The 19,048-nt window shown below is 64.1% G+C and carries 18 protein-coding genes; 9 read left to right on the top strand and 9 right to left on the bottom strand.

What is annotated here, in order from left to right:
* Nucleotides 1-329: 329 nt before the first annotated feature.
* Entirely contained in the window at nt 330-1,544 is a 1,215-nt protein-coding gene (locus ACSQ3O_RS19895) for an MFS transporter (RefSeq protein ID WP_436140192.1), read from the bottom strand.
* A gap of 223 nt (nt 1,545-1,767) precedes the next feature.
* On the opposite strand from ACSQ3O_RS19895, the gene ACSQ3O_RS19890 reads away from it, so the two are divergent.
* Both ACSQ3O_RS19890 and ACSQ3O_RS19885 read left to right on the top strand, forming a co-directional pair.
* Nucleotides 1,768-2,010, top strand: a complete 243-nt coding sequence (locus ACSQ3O_RS19890; protein ID WP_436140191.1) for a hypothetical protein — start codon at nt 1,768-1,770, stop codon at nt 2,008-2,010.
* A 90-nt stretch (nt 2,011-2,100) separates the two neighbouring features.
* On the top strand, nt 2,101-3,759 hold the full coding sequence (locus ACSQ3O_RS19885; RefSeq protein WP_436140190.1) for a methyl-accepting chemotaxis protein: 1,659 nt from the start codon (nt 2,101-2,103) through the stop codon (nt 3,757-3,759).
* Nucleotides 3,760-3,825: 66 nt separating this feature from the next.
* On the opposite strand, the gene ACSQ3O_RS19880 is transcribed toward ACSQ3O_RS19885, so the two are convergent.
* Complete coding sequence (locus ACSQ3O_RS19880) at nt 3,826-4,851, bottom strand: LacI family DNA-binding transcriptional regulator (protein ID WP_436140189.1); 1,026 nt, start codon at nt 4,849-4,851, stop codon at nt 3,826-3,828.
* Between the two features lie 204 nt (nt 4,852-5,055).
* Between ACSQ3O_RS19880 and ACSQ3O_RS19875 the strand changes: the two genes are divergently transcribed.
* The 4 genes from ACSQ3O_RS19875 (at nt 5,056) to ACSQ3O_RS19860 (ending at nt 8,563) form a co-directional block, all read left to right on the top strand.
* Nucleotides 5,056-5,541 (top strand): gluconokinase, encoded by a 486-nt coding sequence (locus ACSQ3O_RS19875; protein WP_436141153.1) that lies wholly within the window; start codon nt 5,056-5,058, stop codon nt 5,539-5,541.
* Complete coding sequence (locus ACSQ3O_RS19870; RefSeq protein ID WP_298450412.1) at nt 5,538-6,050, top strand: TRAP transporter small permease; 513 nt, start codon at nt 5,538-5,540, stop codon at nt 6,048-6,050. Before ACSQ3O_RS19875 ends, ACSQ3O_RS19870 begins: the two co-directional genes overlap by 4 nt.
* The gene (locus ACSQ3O_RS19865; RefSeq protein ID WP_298450414.1) at nt 6,050-7,351 is read left to right on the top strand and encodes a TRAP transporter large permease; all 1,302 of its coding nucleotides are present in this window, start codon (nt 6,050-6,052) and stop codon (nt 7,349-7,351) included. The genes ACSQ3O_RS19870 and ACSQ3O_RS19865 overlap by 1 nt, the downstream gene beginning before the upstream one ends.
* A gap of 192 nt (nt 7,352-7,543) precedes the next feature.
* The gene (locus tag ACSQ3O_RS19860) at nt 7,544-8,563 is read left to right on the top strand and encodes a TRAP transporter substrate-binding protein (protein ID WP_137749625.1); all 1,020 of its coding nucleotides are present in this window, start codon (nt 7,544-7,546) and stop codon (nt 8,561-8,563) included.
* A gap of 141 nt (nt 8,564-8,704) precedes the next feature.
* Here the strand turns inward: ACSQ3O_RS19860 and ACSQ3O_RS19855 are convergent, their stop codons facing one another.
* Complete coding sequence (locus tag ACSQ3O_RS19855) at nt 8,705-8,998, bottom strand: DUF4148 domain-containing protein (RefSeq protein WP_137749624.1); 294 nt, start codon at nt 8,996-8,998, stop codon at nt 8,705-8,707.
* A 79-nt stretch (nt 8,999-9,077) separates the two neighbouring features.
* A complete protein-coding gene (locus ACSQ3O_RS19850) occupies nt 9,078-9,365 on the bottom strand; it encodes a DUF4148 domain-containing protein (RefSeq protein ID WP_436140188.1) in 288 nt (95 codons plus the stop codon).
* 536 nt (nt 9,366-9,901) lie between these two features.
* Here ACSQ3O_RS19850 and ACSQ3O_RS19845 point away from each other — a divergent pair.
* Nucleotides 9,902-10,342, top strand: a complete 441-nt coding sequence (locus tag ACSQ3O_RS19845; RefSeq protein WP_137749622.1) for a CBS domain-containing protein — start codon at nt 9,902-9,904, stop codon at nt 10,340-10,342.
* Between the two features lie 202 nt (nt 10,343-10,544).
* Here ACSQ3O_RS19845 and ACSQ3O_RS19840 read toward each other — a convergent pair whose 3' ends face one another.
* The 4 genes from ACSQ3O_RS19840 to ACSQ3O_RS19825 form a co-directional block, all read right to left on the bottom strand.
* Complete coding sequence (locus ACSQ3O_RS19840) at nt 10,545-11,357, bottom strand: ABC transporter ATP-binding protein (RefSeq protein WP_436140187.1); 813 nt, start codon at nt 11,355-11,357, stop codon at nt 10,545-10,547.
* Between the two features lie 106 nt (nt 11,358-11,463).
* The gene (gene ntrB / locus ACSQ3O_RS19835; RefSeq protein ID WP_436140186.1) at nt 11,464-12,447 is read right to left on the bottom strand and encodes a nitrate ABC transporter permease; all 984 of its coding nucleotides are present in this window, start codon (nt 12,445-12,447) and stop codon (nt 11,464-11,466) included.
* A gap of 61 nt (nt 12,448-12,508) precedes the next feature.
* A complete protein-coding gene (locus ACSQ3O_RS19830) occupies nt 12,509-13,753 on the bottom strand; it encodes a CmpA/NrtA family ABC transporter substrate-binding protein (RefSeq protein WP_436140185.1) in 1,245 nt (414 codons plus the stop codon).
* A gap of 499 nt (nt 13,754-14,252) precedes the next feature.
* A complete protein-coding gene (locus ACSQ3O_RS19825; RefSeq protein WP_137749618.1) occupies nt 14,253-14,879 on the bottom strand; it encodes an ANTAR domain-containing response regulator in 627 nt (208 codons plus the stop codon).
* Between the two features lie 315 nt (nt 14,880-15,194).
* Between ACSQ3O_RS19825 and ACSQ3O_RS19820 the strand changes: the two genes are divergently transcribed.
* Nucleotides 15,195-16,355, top strand: a complete 1,161-nt coding sequence (locus ACSQ3O_RS19820; protein WP_137749617.1) for a branched-chain amino acid ABC transporter substrate-binding protein — start codon at nt 15,195-15,197, stop codon at nt 16,353-16,355.
* Nucleotides 16,356-16,455: 100 nt separating this feature from the next.
* The gene (gene tsaD, locus ACSQ3O_RS19815; RefSeq protein WP_137749616.1) at nt 16,456-17,496 is read left to right on the top strand and encodes a tRNA (adenosine(37)-N6)-threonylcarbamoyltransferase complex transferase subunit TsaD; all 1,041 of its coding nucleotides are present in this window, start codon (nt 16,456-16,458) and stop codon (nt 17,494-17,496) included.
* A gap of 65 nt (nt 17,497-17,561) precedes the next feature.
* Here the strand turns inward: tsaD and ACSQ3O_RS19810 are convergent, their stop codons facing one another.
* The gene (locus tag ACSQ3O_RS19810) at nt 17,562-19,013 is read right to left on the bottom strand and encodes an aldehyde dehydrogenase (RefSeq protein ID WP_436140184.1); all 1,452 of its coding nucleotides are present in this window, start codon (nt 19,011-19,013) and stop codon (nt 17,562-17,564) included.
* Nucleotides 19,014-19,048: the final 35 nt, after the last annotated feature.

The following is a 19,048-nucleotide window of genomic DNA, read 5'->3' as shown; positions in this document are numbered from 1 at the left end:
AAATGTAGCTGTAAGTGCTTATGCAGAAGGCGGAAGAGCCATTTTTTGCTTGAATCTTCAGCAACACGCCGTCTTGTTTGGGTGTGCGCCACGGTGGGTAGCAGTCTCTTTCACAGGGCACTGCCTGCGGGCTCCCTCTCCCCTTGCGGGAGAGGGCGGGGGGAGAGGGTGCTTTCCTTGGGGCGCTGCTACCCCCTCTCCCCAACCCTCTCCCGCGAGGGGAGAGGGAGTTTCAGGGGGCAACGCTGGCGCCGGTCATGCGCTGCGCGCGCGTCCCCCTTTTAGCGAAAGTTCGGCAAGCGCTATCGGGCTTACTTGCTTAACGCAAGTCATGCGCTGCGCGCACGTCCACCCTTCTCCGCCCATGTCCGCGTCCAGCGGATCTGCATTACCCGCAGCAGCACCAGCATGGCCAGAGCGCACACAGCAATGCCCACGAAGCCCCAAAGATAGGTGCCGGTGTACTGGCGCGAGATGCCCATGCCGCTGGGGATCAGGCCGCCGCCCAGGGCGCCGATCTCGCCAATCATCGAGCCGGCCACGGCCGTGGTCAGCGGCCAGCGCAGGGGCACCAGCTGGAAGAGGGCGCCATTGCCTGCGCCCAGCGCTGCAAAACACACCAGGAAGAGCAGCATGGTGACGGGCAGCGAGTTCTCGGCCAGGCCACACAGCACCATGCTCACAGCCGTGATGGCCAGCACAGCGGTGAGCGTGTTCACGCCGCCCCAGTGGTCCGACAGCCAGCCGCCAAAGATGCGCAGCGCTGCACCCAGAAAGGCCGCCAGCATGGTGAGCTGGCCTGCCTGCACCTTGCTCACGTGGAACTGGTCGTAGAAGTAGCTGGGCAAAAAGGTGGTCAGGCCGATGAAGCCGCCAAAGGTCACGGCATAGATCAGGCTGAACGCCCAGCCGTCTTTTTCAAACAGGCAGGCAATGTGTTCGCGGAAGGTCGAGTGGGCTGCCAGGTCGGTGGGCTCCTTGGCAAAGACCGCCATCACGATCGCGGGCACGGCCACGCTCACGGCGGCAAAGCCGTACACGGCCTGCCATCCGAACTTCTGCGCCAGCGCGGGGGCCAGCAGGGCGGCCACGGCCGTGCCCACGTTGCCCGCGCCCACGATGCCCATGGCCAGGCCCTTGTACCGTGGCGGGAAGGAGCCCGAGCCCAGCGACAGCGCCACGCCAAAGCTGGCCCCGGCCACGCCCAGCAGGATGCCCATGGCCAGCAGGTCGCCGTAGTCGTGCACAAACAGGTAGCCGTAGCCCATGGCCACGAAGATGCCCGCCATCTCGACCAGCGTGGCGTTCTTGCGCCCGATGTACTGCGCCAGGATGCCCAGCGGAAAGCGCATCAGCGCACCGGCAAAGATGGGGATGGACAGCATCATGCCCATCTGTGTGGGCGTGAGCTGGAAGCTGTCTCGGATGAACGGCGCCATGGCACCGTTGATCACCCAGACAGCGCACGAGAAACCGAAGTAGAGGAAGGACGACCACAGCGTGGGGGCGTGGCCGGAGCGCAGAAACTGCCTGAATGAGAGCATGAGATGTCGCACAAGTGAGAGGTAGCGTTGTTCATGGCCTTCGTCGGCCACAAAACAAAAAAGGCGTTCTCACCGGCTGCATGGGTGTACCAAAGCAGCAGGTGTGAACGCCTTTGTCCTTGCCGCCCTTCGTGCGCCGTTGCACAGGGCGTGCGCAGCCCCTTCAAGGGCCACTGCGTGGGGCGCTTGCAATGCCTGTGCCAGTTCTATCTGCACCAAAGTTGTGCCTGCGGCCAACCGTTCCGGCGAGCCGACGGACTTCGTGCATGCGTACGGCGGCATGCGTGGGCGCTTTCGTTGCCGTGTGGCGCCCCACGTTGGGGCGCTGGGGCGTCAGTCCCTGTTGGGTGCACCTGCGTTTGTCATTTTGAATATTGTAAAAATGATATTTATGACTTATCATCAATGTAAATTATCATTTTTTTCAAAATTTGGTGTCGCGGTGCCCGTGAAACTGCGCAATTAACGTTTGCTTTTGTCACAGTTGCATCTATAAGATGGTTCTCACGCGGGACCAGTAACGGTGCAGAAGCAAATCTTTTCTAGGAGTTTTCCGATGAGAATAAATCTTCCGGTCAGTCAGCATGAGTATGCTTTTCCCAAGGGCCAAACCTTGGTCTCCACCACAGACCTCAAAGGTCGCATCCTGTACTGCAACCCGATGTTCATCGAGGTCAGCGGCTACGAAAAAGAAGAGCTCCTGGGCCAGCCCCACAACATGATCCGGCACCCGGACATGCCCGAGGAGGCCTTCCGCGACATGTGGGAGACCATCGCCAAAGGCATCCCCTGGTCGGCACCGGTCAAGAACCGGCGCAAGGACGGCTCGTTCTACTGGGTCATGGCCAACGTCACGCCGCTCATGCAGGGCGACCAGCCCACGGGCTACATGTCGGTGCGCACCGAAGCCACGCGCGAACAGATCCAGGGGGCCGACCAGCTCTACCGCACCATGCAGGCCGAAAAGCAGGCGGGCAGGCTGGTGCATGTGCTGCGCGGTGGGCAACTGATCACCGACACCTTCATGGGCCGCCTGATGATGGCGCTGCAGCCGGGGCCTCTGGGCAAGATTGCGCTGTGCACCCTGCTGCTGGTCCTCCTGTCGTGGGGGGCTGCCGCGCTGGGCGGGCACGTGATGACGCTGGGTTCGGGTGTGGCCTGGGCGGGTGTGGTGGTGGCCGCCATTGCGATGGCTGCTTACCTGCACCGGGCCACGGTGCTGCCCCTGGTGGAAATGCTGCGCTGGGCCAACCGCATGGCGGCGGGCGACCTCACGCAAAAGTTTTCAGCCTCGCGCACCGATACGGTCGGGCAGCTGCAGAAGGCGCTGGCGCAGCTCAATGTGAACCTGTTGTCCATCGTGCGCGATGCGCGGCAGGAGAGCGAACACATGCAGGTCTCCACCCGCGAGATCGCGCAGGGCAACCAGGACCTGTCGTCCCGCACCGAGGCGCAAGCCAGCAACCTGCAGCAGACCGCAGCGTCAATGGAAGAGATCACCGGCACTGTCAAGCAGACCGCCGAATCCGCCCGCCAGGCCACGGTGCTGGCCACACAGGCCACCCAGGTCACCGAGCGCAGCAGCAGCGCCGTAGACGGTGTGGCCGACACCATGAAGCAGATCCAGGCCGCATCCGGCCGCATCAGCGAGATCACGCAGCTCATCGACTCCATCGCGTTCCAGACCAACATCCTTGCGCTGAACGCCGCCGTGGAAGCAGCGCGTGCGGGCGAGCAGGGGCGCGGGTTTGCCGTGGTGGCCTCGGAGGTGCGCAGCCTGTCGCACCGCACGCAGTCCGCCGCCAAGGAAATCCGCCAGCTCATCGACGACTCGGCCAACAAGGTAAGCGAAGGCCACGAGAAGACCGATGCCGCGCAAAAGACCATGACCGAGTCGCTGGACTTGGTGCGCCGCGTGAACACGCTGATCGGCGAGATCCACAGTGCATCGAATGAGCAGCTCAGCGGCATCTCGCAGGTCAACTCGGCCGTGGCGCAACTGGACACCATCACGCAGCAGAACGCAGCGCTGGTGGAGGAAAACGCCGCCTCGGCCATGCAGCTCAATGGCCAGGCGCAGACCATGACCGAGACGGTGCGGGTGTTCCGCATCGACGCCTCGGCGCCGTCGCAGGCGCGCGATGCGGTGGCGCTGCGCAAGGAGATGAAGGGTCAGGGTGGTTCGTCATCCAGCAGGGCGCTGGCGGCGGTGTGAAGTGGCCGCGCGGGGACTGGAGCCCGCGGATAGCAAGTCCGAGGGCGGCACTGCAGATTCGCGATCTCAGGTGCTGCTTCTAATGGTCAGCTCAAACCCCAGATTCACCGAGTTGTGCTCCGGTACCTCGCCGCGCATCAGCGCCAGCAGCATGCGTGCGCTGGCCTCGCCCACGGCAGAGCGTGGCGTGCGCACGGTGGTCAGGGGCGGCAGCATCTGGTCGCTGCCCGCCAGGTCGTTGAAGCCCGCAATCGCCACCTGGCCGGGTACCGACAGGCCCAGGCGCTGCGCAGCCAGTAGGCCGCCCTGGGCCAGGTCGTCGTTGCAGAAGAAGATGGCATCCACGCCGGGGCGGGTGCGCAGCAGCTCCTCCAGCAGTTCACCGCCCAGGCGCATCGATGAGGGCTGCGGGCTTAGCAGTTCCAGCTTGGGGTCGTACCGGCCTGCTTCACGCAGGCAGCGGCGATAGCCCTCGGCGCGCTGCATGGTGCGCGGGTCGAGCTGGGCGGCCACAAAGGCCACGTTTTTATAGCCGCGCTCCAGCAGGTGGGCCGTCATGCTGTGGCCCGCGTCCTGCTGCGAAAACCCCACGCAGAACACGCAGGGGGCCGGGGTCATCTCCATCAGGTGCACGCAGGGCACACCGCTGGCCGCAATCAGTTGGCGCGCGGCCTCGGTGCGGTCAAAGCCGGTGACCAGCAGGCCCGCCGGGCGGTGGGCGAGGTAGGTGCGCAGCAGTTGTTCTTCTTCCTGCGGGTCGTAGTGCGTCACGCCGATCAGGGCCTGGTAGCCCTCGGGGAACAGGGTGCGGTGCACGGATTCGAGCACGTCCACAAACAGCGCGTTGGACAGCAGGGGCACCAGCACCGGCACCTGCACGCTGCGTTGCGAGGCCAGCGCGCGCGCGGCCGGGTCGGGCACATAACCCAGCTGCTGGGCCGCGTCCTTGACCCGTTGCACCAGTTCTTGGGCCACGCCGCGCTCGCCGCGCAGGGCGCGGGATGCCGTGATGGGGCTGACGCCCGCCGCCTTGGCCACGTCGCTCAGCGTGATGCGCCCGCTGGATCGGCGCCGGGTCTCGGATTTATTCAAGGGTTAACCCTCATTGGGATGGGTGTTGATCTGGTTAGGATAGCGCTGTCCAAAAGCCTGGGCAAGACAGTTGGCGTGTTTTTTGGCATGTTGGCCGAATCATTGCTCGCATTTTGGAGGCATCTGCAGAGATGCATTTTTTTGGATTCATTGGATAGCGCTACCAGTATGAGTTTTACGCCGTCATCGGTTTATCTGGTCGTCATGGGGGTGGCCGGTTGTGGCAAGTCCAGCCTGGGCGCTGCCCTGGCCCAGGCCGAAGGCCTGCCCCTCATCGAAGGGGACGACCACCACAGCTCCGCCAGCCGCGAAAAAATGCGCCAGGGTATTGCGCTGACCGACGCCGACCGCGAGGGCTGGCTGGGCACGCTGGGGCAACTGCTGCAGGCGCAGCCGCAGGGTGTGGTGCTGACCTGCTCAGCGCTCAAGAAGGCGTACCGCGACAGGCTGCGCAGCGCCTGCCCGGGCCTGCGCTTTGTTTTTCTTGAGATCGACCGCACCCATGCAGGCCAGCGCGTAGCTGCGCGTGCGGGCACACATTTTTTCTCCAGCGCGCTGGTGGACAGCCAGTTCGCCACGCTGGAATCCCCCGTAGGCGAAACCGGCGTGCTGCGCCTGGATGCCCTGAGGGACCTGCCCACCCTGCAGCAGCAGGCCTCGGCCTGGCTGGCCACAAAGGAGACCGCATGAGTTCCCCCGCACAAGATGCCGTGCCGCAAAGCCGCTTTGCCCGGGTCTCCCAGGTGCTCATGGCCAGCTGCCTGGGTGTGATGGCCGTGGCCGTGTTCATCAACGTGGTGCTGCGCTACGGCTTTGGCAGCGGCGTGGCGGCCAGTGAAGAGCTGTCGCGCCTGCTGTTCGTCTGGATGGTGTTCATCGGCGCTGCCGCCGCCTACCCGGCAGGCGAGCACATGGCCTTCACCAGCCTGGCGGGCCTGCTGGCCAAGCGCCCCGTGGCGTTTGGCGTGCTCACGGCCGCCATTCGCCTGCTGGTGATGGCGGCCTGCGCCATGCTGGCCTGGGGGGCCTGGCAGCAGGTGGTGGTGGGCATGGGCAGCCGCTCGGTGGTCATGGCCTACCCGGCGGCCTTGCTGCCACTGCCGGCCTTTTTGTGTGCGGTGGCCATCGGGGTGATGGCGACCATTGAATTGATTCAACGCAAGCCCTTGGACCTGGGCCACGGCGCGGAGGTGGAGTGATGTTCGGACTGACGCCTGAAGCCTTGGCCTTTGTGGTCTTTTCGCTGGGCATGCTGGTGCTGATGGGCACCGGCATGAACATGGGCCTCGCCCTGGTGCTTACGGGCGCAGGCATGGCCTGGGTGCTCGACTTCTGGGATGCGCAGTTGCTCGCCCAGAACCTGGTGGCGGGGGTGGACAGCTTTCCGCTGCTGGCCGTGCCTTTCTTCATCCTGGCCGGTGAGCTGATGAATTCGGGTGGCATCAGCCGCCGCATCATCGACATGGCGCAGGCCTGGGTGGGGCACATCCGGGGCGGGCTGGGTTACGTGGCCATTGGCGCTGCGGTGCTCATGGCGAGCATGAGCGGCTCGGCCCTGGCCGACACCGCCGCGCTGGCCACCATTCTGCTGCCCATGATGCGGCAGCAGGGCTACCCCATGAACACGTCTGCCGGGCTGATTGCCTCGGGCGGCATCATTGCCCCAATCATTCCTCCGTCCATGCCCTTCGTGATCTATGGCGTGACGACCAACACCTCGATCTCGGCGCTGTTTGTGTCGGGCATCGTGCCGGGGCTGATGATGGGCATGGGCCTCATCTTTGCCTGGCGCTGGGTGCTGCGTGGCATGGACCTTCCCCAGGGCGAGCCCTTGCCCATCAAGGACCGCCTGCGCTCCACGGTGCGCGCCTTCTGGGCCATGCTGATGCCGCTCATCATCATCGGCGGCATGAAGACCGGTGTGTTCACCCCCACCGAGGCCGCCGTGGTGGCCGCGTTCTACGCACTGGTGGTGGCGCTGTTCATCCACCGCGAAATGAAGCTGGCCGACATCTATGGCGTGCTGGTGCGTGCAGCCAAGACGACCTCCATCGTGATGTTCTTGTGCGCTGGCGCCCAGGTGGCCAGCTACATGATCACGCTGGCCGACCTGCCCAATGTACTGACCAGCTGGCTGGGCCCGCTGGTGGAAAACCCGCGCCTCCTGATGGCCGTGATGATGATCGTGCTGGTGCTCATCGGCACGGCGCTGGACCTCACGCCCACCATCCTGATCTTTGCGCCCGTGATGCTGCCCATCGCCGTCAAGGCGGGGATCGACCCGGTGTACTTCGGCCTGATGTTCGTGCTCAACGGCGCCATCGGCCTCATCACCCCGCCGGTGGGCACGGTGCTCAACGTGGTGGCCGGGGTGGGGCGCATCTCGATGCACAGCGTCATCAAGGGCGTGAATCCTTTTCTCATCACCTACGTGCTGATTCTGGCGCTGCTGGTCGTGTTTCCGCAGATCGTGACTGCGCCTGTCGTCTGGTTGAGATGAAGCACCCCCTGTGTCGCTTCGCGCCTTCACCCCTCTCTCGCATTGCTGCGCAATGCGGGAGGGGGACGCCCCCAGCGCGGCGGGGCGGCCCTTGCGCGGGGGCACTGGCCTAGGCCGCGCCGGTATCGGTCATCTATGCCCTTTGATTCCTTTTCCTCTGTTCCTCACTCCCTCACCACAATGGAGACAACCATGAAAACTTTCCGTCGTACCCTGCTGGCCGCCCTGTCGGTCGCTGCCATCACTTGCTCGTTCCAGGCCGCAGCGCAAGACTTCAAGCCGCGCATCATCCGTTTTGGCTATGGCCTGAACGAGGTGTCCAACCAGGGCCGTGCCACCAAGCTGTTTGCCGAAGAGGTCGAAAAAGCCTCGGGCGGCAAGATGAAGGTGCGTGCCATTGGCGCCGCCGCGCTGGGCTCGGACGTGCAGATGCAGCAGGCCCTGATCGGCGGCGCGCAGGAGATGATGGTCGGCTCCACCGCCACCCTGGTGGGCATCACCAAGGAAATGGCGATCTGGGACACCCCGTTCCTGTTCAACAACGCCAAGGAGGCTGATGTGGTGCTGGACGGCCCCGTGGGACAGAAGGTGATGGACAAGCTGCAGGAAAAAGGCCTGGTGGGCCTGGTGTACTGGGAGAACGGTTTCCGCAACCTCACCAACAGCAAGCGCCCCGTCAACAAGCTCGAAGACATGGACGGCATCAAGCTGCGCGTGATGCAGAACAACGTGTTCCTTGACAGCTTCAAGACCCTAGGCGCCAATGCCGTGCCGCTGCCGTTCTCCGAACTCTTCACCGCGCTGGAAACCAAGACGGTGGACGGCCAGGAGAACCCCTACAACACCATCCTGTCGAGCAAGTTCTATGAGGTGCAGAAGTACCTCACCGTGACCAACCACGTCTACAGCCCCTGGATCGTGCTGGTCAGCAAGAAGTATTGGGACGGCCTCTCCAAGGCCGAGCAGAAGGTGCTGCTCGATGCCGCCAAGAAGAGCCGTGACTTCGAGCGCCAGGACACCCGCGCCGAGGCCGACAAGGCGCTGGCCGACCTCAAGGGCAAGGGCATGCAGGTCAATGAACTGCCCGCCGCCGAAGCCAACCGCATGCGCGAAAAGCTGGCTGCCGTGAACGCCAGCATCGCCGCCAATGTGGGCGAAAGCCTGTGGAAGGATGTGCAGGGCGCTGTGGCGCAAGCACGCGCTGGCAAGTAACCGACGCAAGGGCGCCGCTGCAGCAGCGCCCTTGTTTCCTCCGATACAAGACAAAAGGCTGGGGACCCTTGCGGGTCCCCAGCCTTTTTGCATTGGCAACTCTTCTGTGCCCCCACTGCCTGGCAGCGCGGGCCGGGCTCTTTACAGCGAGCCGATTTCGCCCGAAGAGATCTTGCCGGTGCGCAGGGCTTCAGCAGCCTGGGCGTTCACCGCGTTGCGGTCAGCTGTGGAGGTGTAAACCAGAGCGCGGGAACCGACGGGGATGGCACCGCTGGTCTGGGGCACGGCCGAGGCTTCGACTTGTACTTCAGCGCGGGTGCGGTTGGTTTCGAACTTGGTGGCGTACTGCGAAGCATCGGCTTCGTCAGCCTGGGCACCAAAAGAAGCGAAAGCAGCCACAGCGGCGATGGACAGGAAACGGGCGGTGTTGTTCATGGTGAAACTCCGGTGAAATTCAAAAAATGGGGTTCAAGCAATCAGGTCAGTGAGGGGCGGTGAATCCAGCGGATCCAGCTCAGCCTTGCTCACCCGAAGGAATCTGGCCAGTGCGCACAGCTTCAGCAGCCTGGGCACGCACAGCAGCGCGGTCAGCGGTGCTCTTGTAGGTCACGACGCGCGAACCTGCAGGCTCAATGCTGCGGGTCTGGGCCACAGTGGCGGCTTCGGCAGCCACTTCAGCGCGGGTGCGGTTCGTTTCGAACTTGGTGGCGAATTGCGAAGCATCGGCTTCGTCAGCCTGGGCGCCGAAAGAGGCGAAAGCAGCGACAGCGGCGATGGAGAGGAAACGTGCGGTGTTGTTCATGATGGATAAGTCCTTTAAAAAAGCGTCTCAAAAAACCAGGAGAAAAACAAAACAAAAACTGTCTCAACCCTGGGTTCGGTGAGTCGCCTTGCGGGATCGGCTCATCGATGGGTTGAACTGTACGCCGATGGTGTTCAGGGAAAAACCATCTGGTCGCGAATTAACTGTTCCGGTATTGGAAACAATCCAGGTGCTTGTTTCCTGTGCGGCGACAAGGCCGGTGGGGGCGCAAGCGGTGGGCGCGGGGGCCAGGAAAGTGGGCGGTGGATCCTTTCGGAGTGCGTTGGACATGGGCTGTATCGTGCCCAGTGGCCGACTTTGCGTCGTCTCGTCACCGTTTCGGTTCTTTTCAGTTTGTTTCGCGTTCCGCCGAATGCAACAGTGGCGAAACATATGCATCGCAGCCGCTACACAGGGGCCAAAAAACCTCGGCAAATCGGGCTTGCGCGGGTTGCGCGCGCGGGGCTTATGGGCTGAAATAACCTAGAACGTGTTGACGTTCTCTGCCTGTTTCAGTTCTCACGAGGGAGGTTCCCATGACCAGCGTCGCCAAGATTCTTCAATCCAAACCCGATGCCATCGTGCACACCATCGCCCCCACGGCCCTGGTGTTTGATGCGCTCAAGCTCATGGCCGACAAGGGCATTGGTGCCCTGCTGGTGACCGAGGGCGAGGCCATCGTGGGCATCTTCACGGAGCGGGACTACGCCCGCAAGATAGCCCTCATGGGGCGCACTTCGTCCGTCACGCAGGTGCGGGATGTGATGACGTCCGCCGTTCGTTTTGTGCGGCCCGACCAGACCAGCGAGCAGTGCATGCAGATCATGAGCACGGGCCGCATGCGCCACCTCCCGGTGGTGGACGCCAATGACAAGCTGGTCGGCATGATCTCGATTGGAGACTTGGTGAAGGACATCATCTCCGAGCAAAAATTCATCATCGAACAGCTGGAGCAGTACATCACCGGTAGCCATTGACGACCCCCTGAGTCGCCTGCGGCGCCTTCCCCCTGGAAGGGGGACGCACCCAACGCGGCGGGGCGGTCCTTGCGCGGGGGCACTGGTCTGGAGCTGCGCGCGTGCGATGGCCCTGCCGTGGGGATGTAACGAAAAAGGGCTCTGACCGATCTGGCCAGAGCCCTTTTGTTTTGGTTGTCTGGGCCGCTGCCGGCCCGGCCGCTCAGGCGGCTTTTTCGACGTGGCCCTGGCGGGTGTAGAGGAAGTCGATCACCGCCTTGCGGTAGTGCACGTACTGCGGGTCTTCGGCCAGCTCCACGCGTTTGCGGGGGCGGGGCAGGTCTACGGTCAGCACTTCGCCAATCGTGGCTGCGGGGCCGTTGGTCATCATCACGATCTTGTCGGACAGCAGCACGGCCTCGTCAACATCGTGGGTCACCATCACCACCGTGCTTTGGGTGCGTGCAACGATCTCCAGCAGCTCATCCTGCAGCTTGGCGCGTGTCAGGGCGTCGAGCGCGCCAAAGGGCTCGTCCATCAGCAGCACCTGGGGCTCCATGCTCAGCGCCCGGGCAATGCCCACTCGCTGCTTCATGCCGCCCGAGATTTCGCCGGGGCGCTTTTGGCCTGCGGGCGTGAGGCCCACGAGCGCCAGCGCAGCATCGGTGCGGGCCTTGAGCTGGGCCTTGGTTTCCTTGCCGCCAAACACGCGCTCCACCGCCAGGTAGATGTTGTCGAAGCAGGTCAGCCAGGGCAGCAGTGAGTGGTTCTGGAACACCACCGCGCGCTCAGGCCCCGGGCCCTTGATCTCCTTGTTGGCGCACAGCAGCGCGCCATTGGTGGGCGTGGTCAGGCCCGCGATCAGGTTGAGCAGCGTGGACTTGCCGCAGCCCGAGTGGCCGATCAGTGCCACGAACTCGCCCTTGGCAATGGTCAGGTTGATGTCGCGCAGCGCGGGGAACAAGCCCTTGGCCGTCTTGAAGGTCTGCTCGACGCCATGGACTTCGATGAACTTGGTGGTGAGAGATGCATGCATGAGGAACTCCTGGTTTCTTCGAGGACCACCGTGGAACCGGCTTTGCCGGGCCACGGGTGGTGCCCCCTGAGGGGGCGACGCGCCGCAGGCGCGGCTCAGGGGTGGGTCAAGTTTTGACCTCTTCAAACGTAAATGCTGTGGCCAGCTTGATGAGTGCAAACTCCAGCACCAGCCCGACGATGCCGATCACGAAGATCGCGATGATGATGTTCTTGACGTTGAGGTTGTTCCACTCGTCCCACACCCAGAAGCCGATGCCCACGCCGCCGGTCAGCATCTCGGCCGCCACGATCACCAGCCACGCGGTGCCAACGGCCAGGCGCACGCCGGTCAGCATGTAGGGCAGCACAGCGGGGAAGAGGATCTTGGTGGCGATCTTCCACTCGCTCAGGTTCAGCACCCGGGCCACGTTCATGTAGTCCTGCGGCACGCGTTGCACGCCCACGGCGGTGTTGATGATCATGGGCCAGATGGAGCAGATGAAGATGGTCCAGATGGCGGCGGGGTTGGCGCCCTTGAAGACCAGCAGGCCGATGGGCAGCCAGGCCAGCGGCGACACGGGCCGCAGCAGGCTGATGAGCGGGTTGAACATGCGCGACAGGAAGTTGAAGCGCCCGATCACGAAGCCCGCTGGAATGCCCACCAGCGCCGCCATGCCAAAGCCGATCGCCACGCGCTCCAGCGACATCAGCACGTTCCAGCCCACGCCCTGGTCGTTGGGGCCGTTGCGGTAGAACGGGTTGCTGAAGATGTCCAGCGCCTGTTTCCACGTCTCCATCGGGCTGGGGATGCTGCCGCCCGTGGTGGTGGAGACCACCGCCCACAGGCCGACCAGCAGGCCCAGGCCACACAGCGGCGGCAGCACGGCCAGCCAGAAGCTGCGCGAGAGCGCCGCCCAGTCGCGTGCGGCAGGCGCGGCAGGTGCTGTGGCGCCGGGCGCGGTCGTTGCCTTGGCTGCGGGTGCAGGATTCAAGGTTTTCTGGGCCCTTGCGCCTACTGGTAAAGCGTTTGTAGCTACATTATTCATAGCATTCTGTGCAGCCCCCATGGGGGCTGCATCCACGGGGGAGTGAAAAACGGCACTGACCATGGTGTTTCTCCTGTGAATCCTTTGAAGAGGCCGGGTGTGCAGGTCGGCGTGGGGCGCCCGATCAGGCTTTGATCTTGAAGCTGTCGGCGTACTTGGCGGGCTCTTTGCCGTCCCACACCACACCGTCGAGGAGCTTGCTGGAGCGCATCACGTCCTTGGGCACATTGATCTTCATGGCGCTGGCCACCGACTTGTAGAGGTCGATCTGGTTGATCTGCTTGGCCACACCCAGGTAGTCGGGGTGGTCCTTCAGCAAACCCCAGCGCTTGTGCTGCGTGAGGAACCACATGCCGTCCGACAGGTAGGGGAAGTTCACCGCGCCGTCGTTGAAGAACTTCATGTGGTTGGGGTCGTCCCAGGTCTTGCCCAGGCCGTTCTGGTAGCGGCCCAGGATGCGCTGGTTGATCGCGTCCACGCTGGTGTTGACGTAGGCCTTGCCCGCCACCGTCTCGGCCATCTTCATCTTGTTGGACAGGCTGGCGTCGATCCACTGGCTGGCTTCGAGCACGGCCATCATCACCGCGCGGGTGGTGTTGGGGTTCTTCTTGACGAACTCGGCCGACGTGCCCAACACCTTCTCGGGGTGGTCTTTCCAGATGTCCTGGGTGGTGTTGGCAGTGATGCCGATGCCGTCCATGATGGCGCGGTGGTTCCAGGGCTCACCCACGCAAAAGCCGTCCATGTTGCCCACGCGCATGTTGGCCACCATCTGCGGCGGCGGCACGGTGATGAGCTTGGCGCCGGACAGCGGATTGATGCCCGCCGCTGCCAGCCAGTAGTGCATCCACATCGCGTGGGTGCCGGTGGGGAAGGTGCCGGCAAAGGTGTATTCGCGCTTTTCCTTGGCCATCAGCTTGGCCAGCGACGGGCCGTCCACCGCACCCTTGTCGGCCAGCGCTTTGGACAGCGTGATCGCCTGGCCGTTGTTGTTTAGGCTCATCAGCACGGCCATGTCCTTCTTGGGGCCGGCCGTGCCCAGGTGCACGCCGTAGACCAGGCCATACAGCACATGGGCAAAGTCCAGCTCGCCGTTCACCAGCTTGTCGCGCACACCGGCCCACGATGCTTCCTTGGTGGGGATGATGGTGACGCCGTACTTTTTGTCGAAGCCCAGCACCGAAGCCATCACCACGCTGGCGCAGTCGGTCAGCGGGATGAAGCCGATCTTCACTTCCTTCTTCTCGGGGGCGTCCGAGCCCTGTGCGTGCACCAGGGCACGCAGGGCAGGGCTCACGCCCACGGCGCCCACGGTAGCGGCCTGCAGCACGGTGCGGCGGTTGAGGCTGGTTTTCAACAGATCGGTCATGGGGCGGTTCCTCGGTGCGTTAAAAAACAAAAAGGCGTCCTCCCCTGGCCGGGTTGCATGCGCAAACGGGCTCGGAGAGGGACGCCTTTGTCCATGGCAAAGCCCATTGGGGGGCTTTGTGTCAGCACTGGCCCGCCATTGGGCCGGTGCTGTCAGGGTGGGACCGTCTTTGGTCTTACCAGGGTTAATGCAAGCAGCGTGCCAGCCTGTGTTGCGCCTATTTGGCGCTCCAATTACTATGCTTTTGATAGCTAATTAGGCAATATGGTCGCGCGGAGGAAGCCTTTTCGACTTGAAATGTTCACGGCTGGTGCATGTGTGCGGTCTGCACTGCGGTTGTGCGGCGCACCATGTAGGAGAAACCGGTGGATCTGGACGCAGCCCAAGCCAGGGCGGCAAGCCAAGGTCCGCCCCGCAGCGAGGGCATCGTCCCTCTTCCCGCATCGCGCCAGCGATTCGGGAGAAGGGGGAAGGCGCGCAGCGCCTCAGGGGGATGTCACTAGCCCAGCAGATCCATCACGTCCAGCATGCGCTGCGCCACATCCACCAGCTTGAGGCCCTTGTCCATGGCCGTCTTGCGCAGCTTTTCGTAGGCCGCCTGTTCGGTCAGGCCCTGGCGCTGCATGAGCAGGCCCTTGGCGCGGTCGATGGTCTTGCGGTCCTTGAGCTCGGTCTTGGCGTCGGCCAGCTCGGCGCGCAGGGCCTGTTCGTGCTGAAAGCGCGCCATCGCCACGTCCAGAATGGGGCGGATGCGCTGGGGTGCCAGGCCCGCCACGATGTAGGCCGACACACCCGCCGCCACCGCATCCTTGACATGCGAGGTGTCCTCGTCGTTGGTGAACATCACGATGGGACGGCGCTCGTCGCGCGTGGCCATCACCACATGTTCGAGCGCATCGCGGGCTTCGCTTTCGGCATCCACAATGATCAGGTCGGGCTGGAGCTGGGCGATGCGCTCGCTCAGAAACACGTCGGCGGGCAGCGTGGCCACCAGGTTGAAGTTGTTTTCCAGCAAACCTATGCGCAGCGCACGCGACCGCTCCGCCTGCAGGACGGCGTGTTCGTCGTGTGGGTCGGTGACCGCCAGATCCGGGGCGACCACCACGATGCGCAAAGCCTCATTCATAGCGCTGAGCATAAGCAATTTTCACGCCGTATTTGGGTGCGCCGAAGCGGTGCATACAGGGCCTATGCGCGGGCGGAGTGGCCACCAAGGGGCCGCCGAGGGGGAGCGGTCTGTTGGGCGGCCTTCTCTAGAAGCGACGAAGCCCTGTGCTGCGCTGAAAAGACCTCCAACACGTCCATGGGCCGGGGCGGCCCGTCTTGCGGGGCCTGAAAGTTGCTAATAAAGGACGCTGCGGGAGGGCATACCCGATAGCGCCTCCGGGTGGCCTCGCATATACATCCGGTCACTTCGACATTCAGATATGGAGTTTTTTGCATGAACAAGCACTTCAACCGGCGCCGCTTCTCGGCCAGCCTGGCCCTGACCGCAGTGGCGACTGCCGCACTCCTGACCGGATGCGGCAAGGTGCCGGACACCATCAAAATTGGTGTGGCGCAACCCCTGAGCGGCCCCCTGGGCGCCTTGGGGCAGGATCTGCTCAACGGCGTGACCCTGGCGGTGGATGAACTCAACAAGTCCGGCTACACGGTGGACGGCAAGCGCGTGACGCTGGAGGTGGTTTCGGTGGACGACAAGGCCGACGCCGCCACAGGCAAGGCCGTGGCCCAGCAGCTCGTGGATGCGGGCGTGGTGGCCGTCATCGGGCACTTGAACTCGGGCGTGAGCATCGAGACCGCGCCCATCTATGCCGCCAAGGACATTGCCCAGATCGCCATCTCCACCAATCCCAAGTTCACGCAGCTGGGTTTTTCCACCACCTTCCGCATGGTGGGCAACGACACCCTGCAGGCCCGCGCCATTGGCTCGTTTGCCGCCACCCAGCTGGGCGCCGCACGTTATGCCGCGCTGGACGACGGCACCCCCTACGGCAAGGGCCTGGCCGACGGCGCCGCCGAGCAGCTCAAGGCCGAGAAAAAAGAAGTGGTGGTCCGCAAGTCGTTCGACGACAAGACCGTGGCGTTTGACGAACTGGCCGGTGAACTCAAGGCCGCCAAGGTCGATGTGATCGTCTCCACCCTCAACGACTTCCAGGCGCTGGCACTGCTCGAAGCCCTGCGCAAGGTGGACCACACCAAGGTCAGCCTGCTGGGCGGCGACACCATCAAGACCACCGACATGACCAAGGGCGGTGGCATTGTGCAGGGCATCTACGCCACCTCGCCTGTACTGGAAGCCAAGGAGTTCTCCACCGGAAAGCCTTTCCTGGAGAAGTACATCGCCGCCTACAAAAAGCCCCCGGCCTATGGCGGCCACTACAGCTACGACAGCACCTATGTGCTCTCGGCCGCCATCCAGAAGGCCAAGTCCGCCGACCCCAAGGACATCACCAAGGCCATGCACAGCATCAATGGCTACGCCCCCGTGATCGGCACCATGACCTGGGATGACAAGGGCGAGCAACGCTACGGCGCCGTCGGCGTGTACGAACTGCGCGCGGGCAGCTGGGAGCTGCGCATGCGGTCGGACCGCTGGTAAGCCCTGGGGCCATGGCCTCTTTCAACCCTTGCTGGTGGATGCCAGCAGGGGTTTTTTTGCTTTTGGGTGGCCCGGATCGCATGGGTTTTACACTTCGGGCATGAGCTTGCTGATCCTGGGTATTGAATCTTCGTGCGACGAAACCGGCGTGGCATTGGTCCGTTCTACGGGCGATGCCGTGCCTACGCTGCTGTCACACGCGCTGCACAGCCAGATCGAGATGCACCAGGCCTATGGCGGCGTGGTGCCCGAGCTGGCCAGCCGCGACCATATCCGCCGTGTGCTACCGCTGGCCAAAGAGGTGCTGGCCGAGTCCGGCCAGACGTTGGCCGATGTGGACGTGGTGGCCTATACACGTGGCCCGGGGCTGGCGGGGGCGCTGCTGGTGGGGGCGGGCGTAGCCTGCGCCCTGGGTGCGGCGCTCAACAGGCCGGTGCTGGGTGTGCACCACCTGGAGGGGCATCTGCTGTCGCCCTTCCTCAGTGCCGACCCGCCGGAGTTTCCCTTTGTGGCCCTGCTCGTTTCGGGCGGTCACACCCAGCTGATGCGCGTGGATGGCGTGGGCCGCTACGAGATCCTGGGCGAGACCATTGACGACGCGGCGGGCGAGGCATTTGACAAGTCCGCCAAGCTCATGGGGCTGGGCTATCCCGGTGGCCCGGCGCTGTCCCGGCTGGCGGAGCAAGGCAGCGCCACGGCCTTCAAGCTGCCACGGCCTCTGCTGCACAGCGGTGATCTGGATTTTTCGTTTGCCGGGCTCAAGACTGCCGTGCTCACGCAAGCCAAGAAGCTGGGCGACGAACTGGAGTCGCGCAAGGCTGACCTGGCCGCCAGCACCGAGGCGGCGATTGTCGATGTGCTGGTGAAGAAGACGCTGACCGCGCTCAAGCAGACGGGCCTGAAACGTGTGGTGGTGGCCGGTGGCGTGGGGGCTAACAGGCACCTGCGTGCACAGCTCAACACGGCCTGTGCGCAAAACAAAGTGAGGGTGCACTACCCCGAGCTGCACCTGTGCACCGACAACGGCGCCATGATCGCCATGGCTGCTGCAATGCGGCTGCAGGCGGGGCAGCAGCAAGCCAGCACCGACTACGCCTTTGACGTGAAGCCGCGCTGGCCGCTGGATGCGATCACGGTTTGATTTTCTGAATAAAAAAAGCCGCTAACGCCTGTCCAGAAAGCGTTAGTAGCTATCTTTTATGATTGTCAGAACGGGTAGTGGCGGGTTGTGGTCTGCACCGTGATCCAGCGCAATTCGGTGAACTCACGCACCCCGGCCATGCCGCCAAAGCGGCCGTAGCCCGAACTCTTCACGCCGCCAAACGGCATCTGGCCTTCGTCATGCACCGTGGGGCCATTGACGTGGCAGATGCCCGACTCGATGCGCGCCGCCACGTTCCAGGCCTTGGCCACGTCGCGGCTGAACACGGCGGATGACAGGCCGAACTCGTTGTCGTTGGCGCAGGCAATGGCTTCTTCCACGCCGTTCACGCGCACCACGGGCTTGACGGGGCCGAAAGATTCTTCGCGGTAGATGTCCATCGCGGCCGTCACATGGTCGAGCACCGTGGCCTGCATCAGCGTGCTTTCGCTCTTGCCGCCGCAGACCAGCTTCGCGCCCTTGGCCAATGCGTCGTCGATGAGGGCGTTGCAGCGGTGCACCGTGGCCATGTCCACCACCGAGCCCAGCACCACCGGGCCCTTGCGCGGGTCGCCCAGGGGCAGGGCCTTGGCGCGCTCGCCCAACTTGGCCACGAATTCGTCGGCTACGGCGTTGTCCACGATGATGCGTTCGGTGGACATGCAGATCTGGCCCGAGTTGGCAAACGCGCCAAACACGGTGCCCGCCACGGCGGCGTCGATGTCCGCATCGTCCAGCACCAGCAGCGGGGCCTTGCCGCCCAGCTCCAGCACCACGGGCTTGAGGTACTTGGCGCAGGTCTGCGCAATGATGCGGCCCACCTTGGTGGAGCCGGTGAAGTTGATGCGGCGCACCGCCGGGTGGGCCACGATGGCCTCGACCACGGCACCCGCGTCGGCGGGTGCGTTGGTCACAAAGTTCACCACACCAGCGGGCAAGCCGGCTTCCTGCAGCGCCTCGATGATGAGGCCGTGCGTGGCGGGGCACAGCTCCGAGCCTTTCAGGATCACCGTGTTGCCGCAGGCCAGCGGCGTGGCAATAGCGCGCACGCCGAGAATGACCGGAGCGTTCCACGGCGCAATGCCCAGCACCACGCCTGCCGCCTGGCGCACGCCCATGGCCAGGCTGCCGGGCACATCGGACGGGATCACCTCGCCCGCAATCTGCGTGGTCAGCGCGGCGGCTTCCTGCAGCAGACCCGCAGCCAGGTGCACGTTAAAGCCGGCCCACATGCCGGATGCGCCGGTCTCGGCCGCCATGGCCACGGCGAAGTCGGCCGTGCGGGCCTCCAGCGCATGTGCGGCCTTGAGCAGCAGCGCGCGGCGGGCGTTGGGCCCCAGGGCCGACCAGGCCGGGAAGGCCTTGGCGGCTGCGTCGGCGGCGGCCTGGGCATCGGCCACGCTGGCGGCGGGGGCGGTGGTGGCGATGGAGCCGTCTAGTGGGTTGCGGCGCTCAAACGTGGCACCGCCAGTGGCTTGCACGCGCTCGCCGTTGATCAGCATGGAAATTGCAGTCATGGATGAAAGCTCCTGAAAAAGAAGAGATAAAAAAT

Source organism: Acidovorax sp. LjRoot74 (assembly GCF_964254355.1).
Lineage (GTDB): Bacteria > Pseudomonadota > Gammaproteobacteria > Burkholderiales > Burkholderiaceae_C > Acidovorax.
The sequence above is the reverse complement of the archived record's forward strand: the minus strand, read 5'-3'. Positions and strand labels throughout refer to the sequence as shown.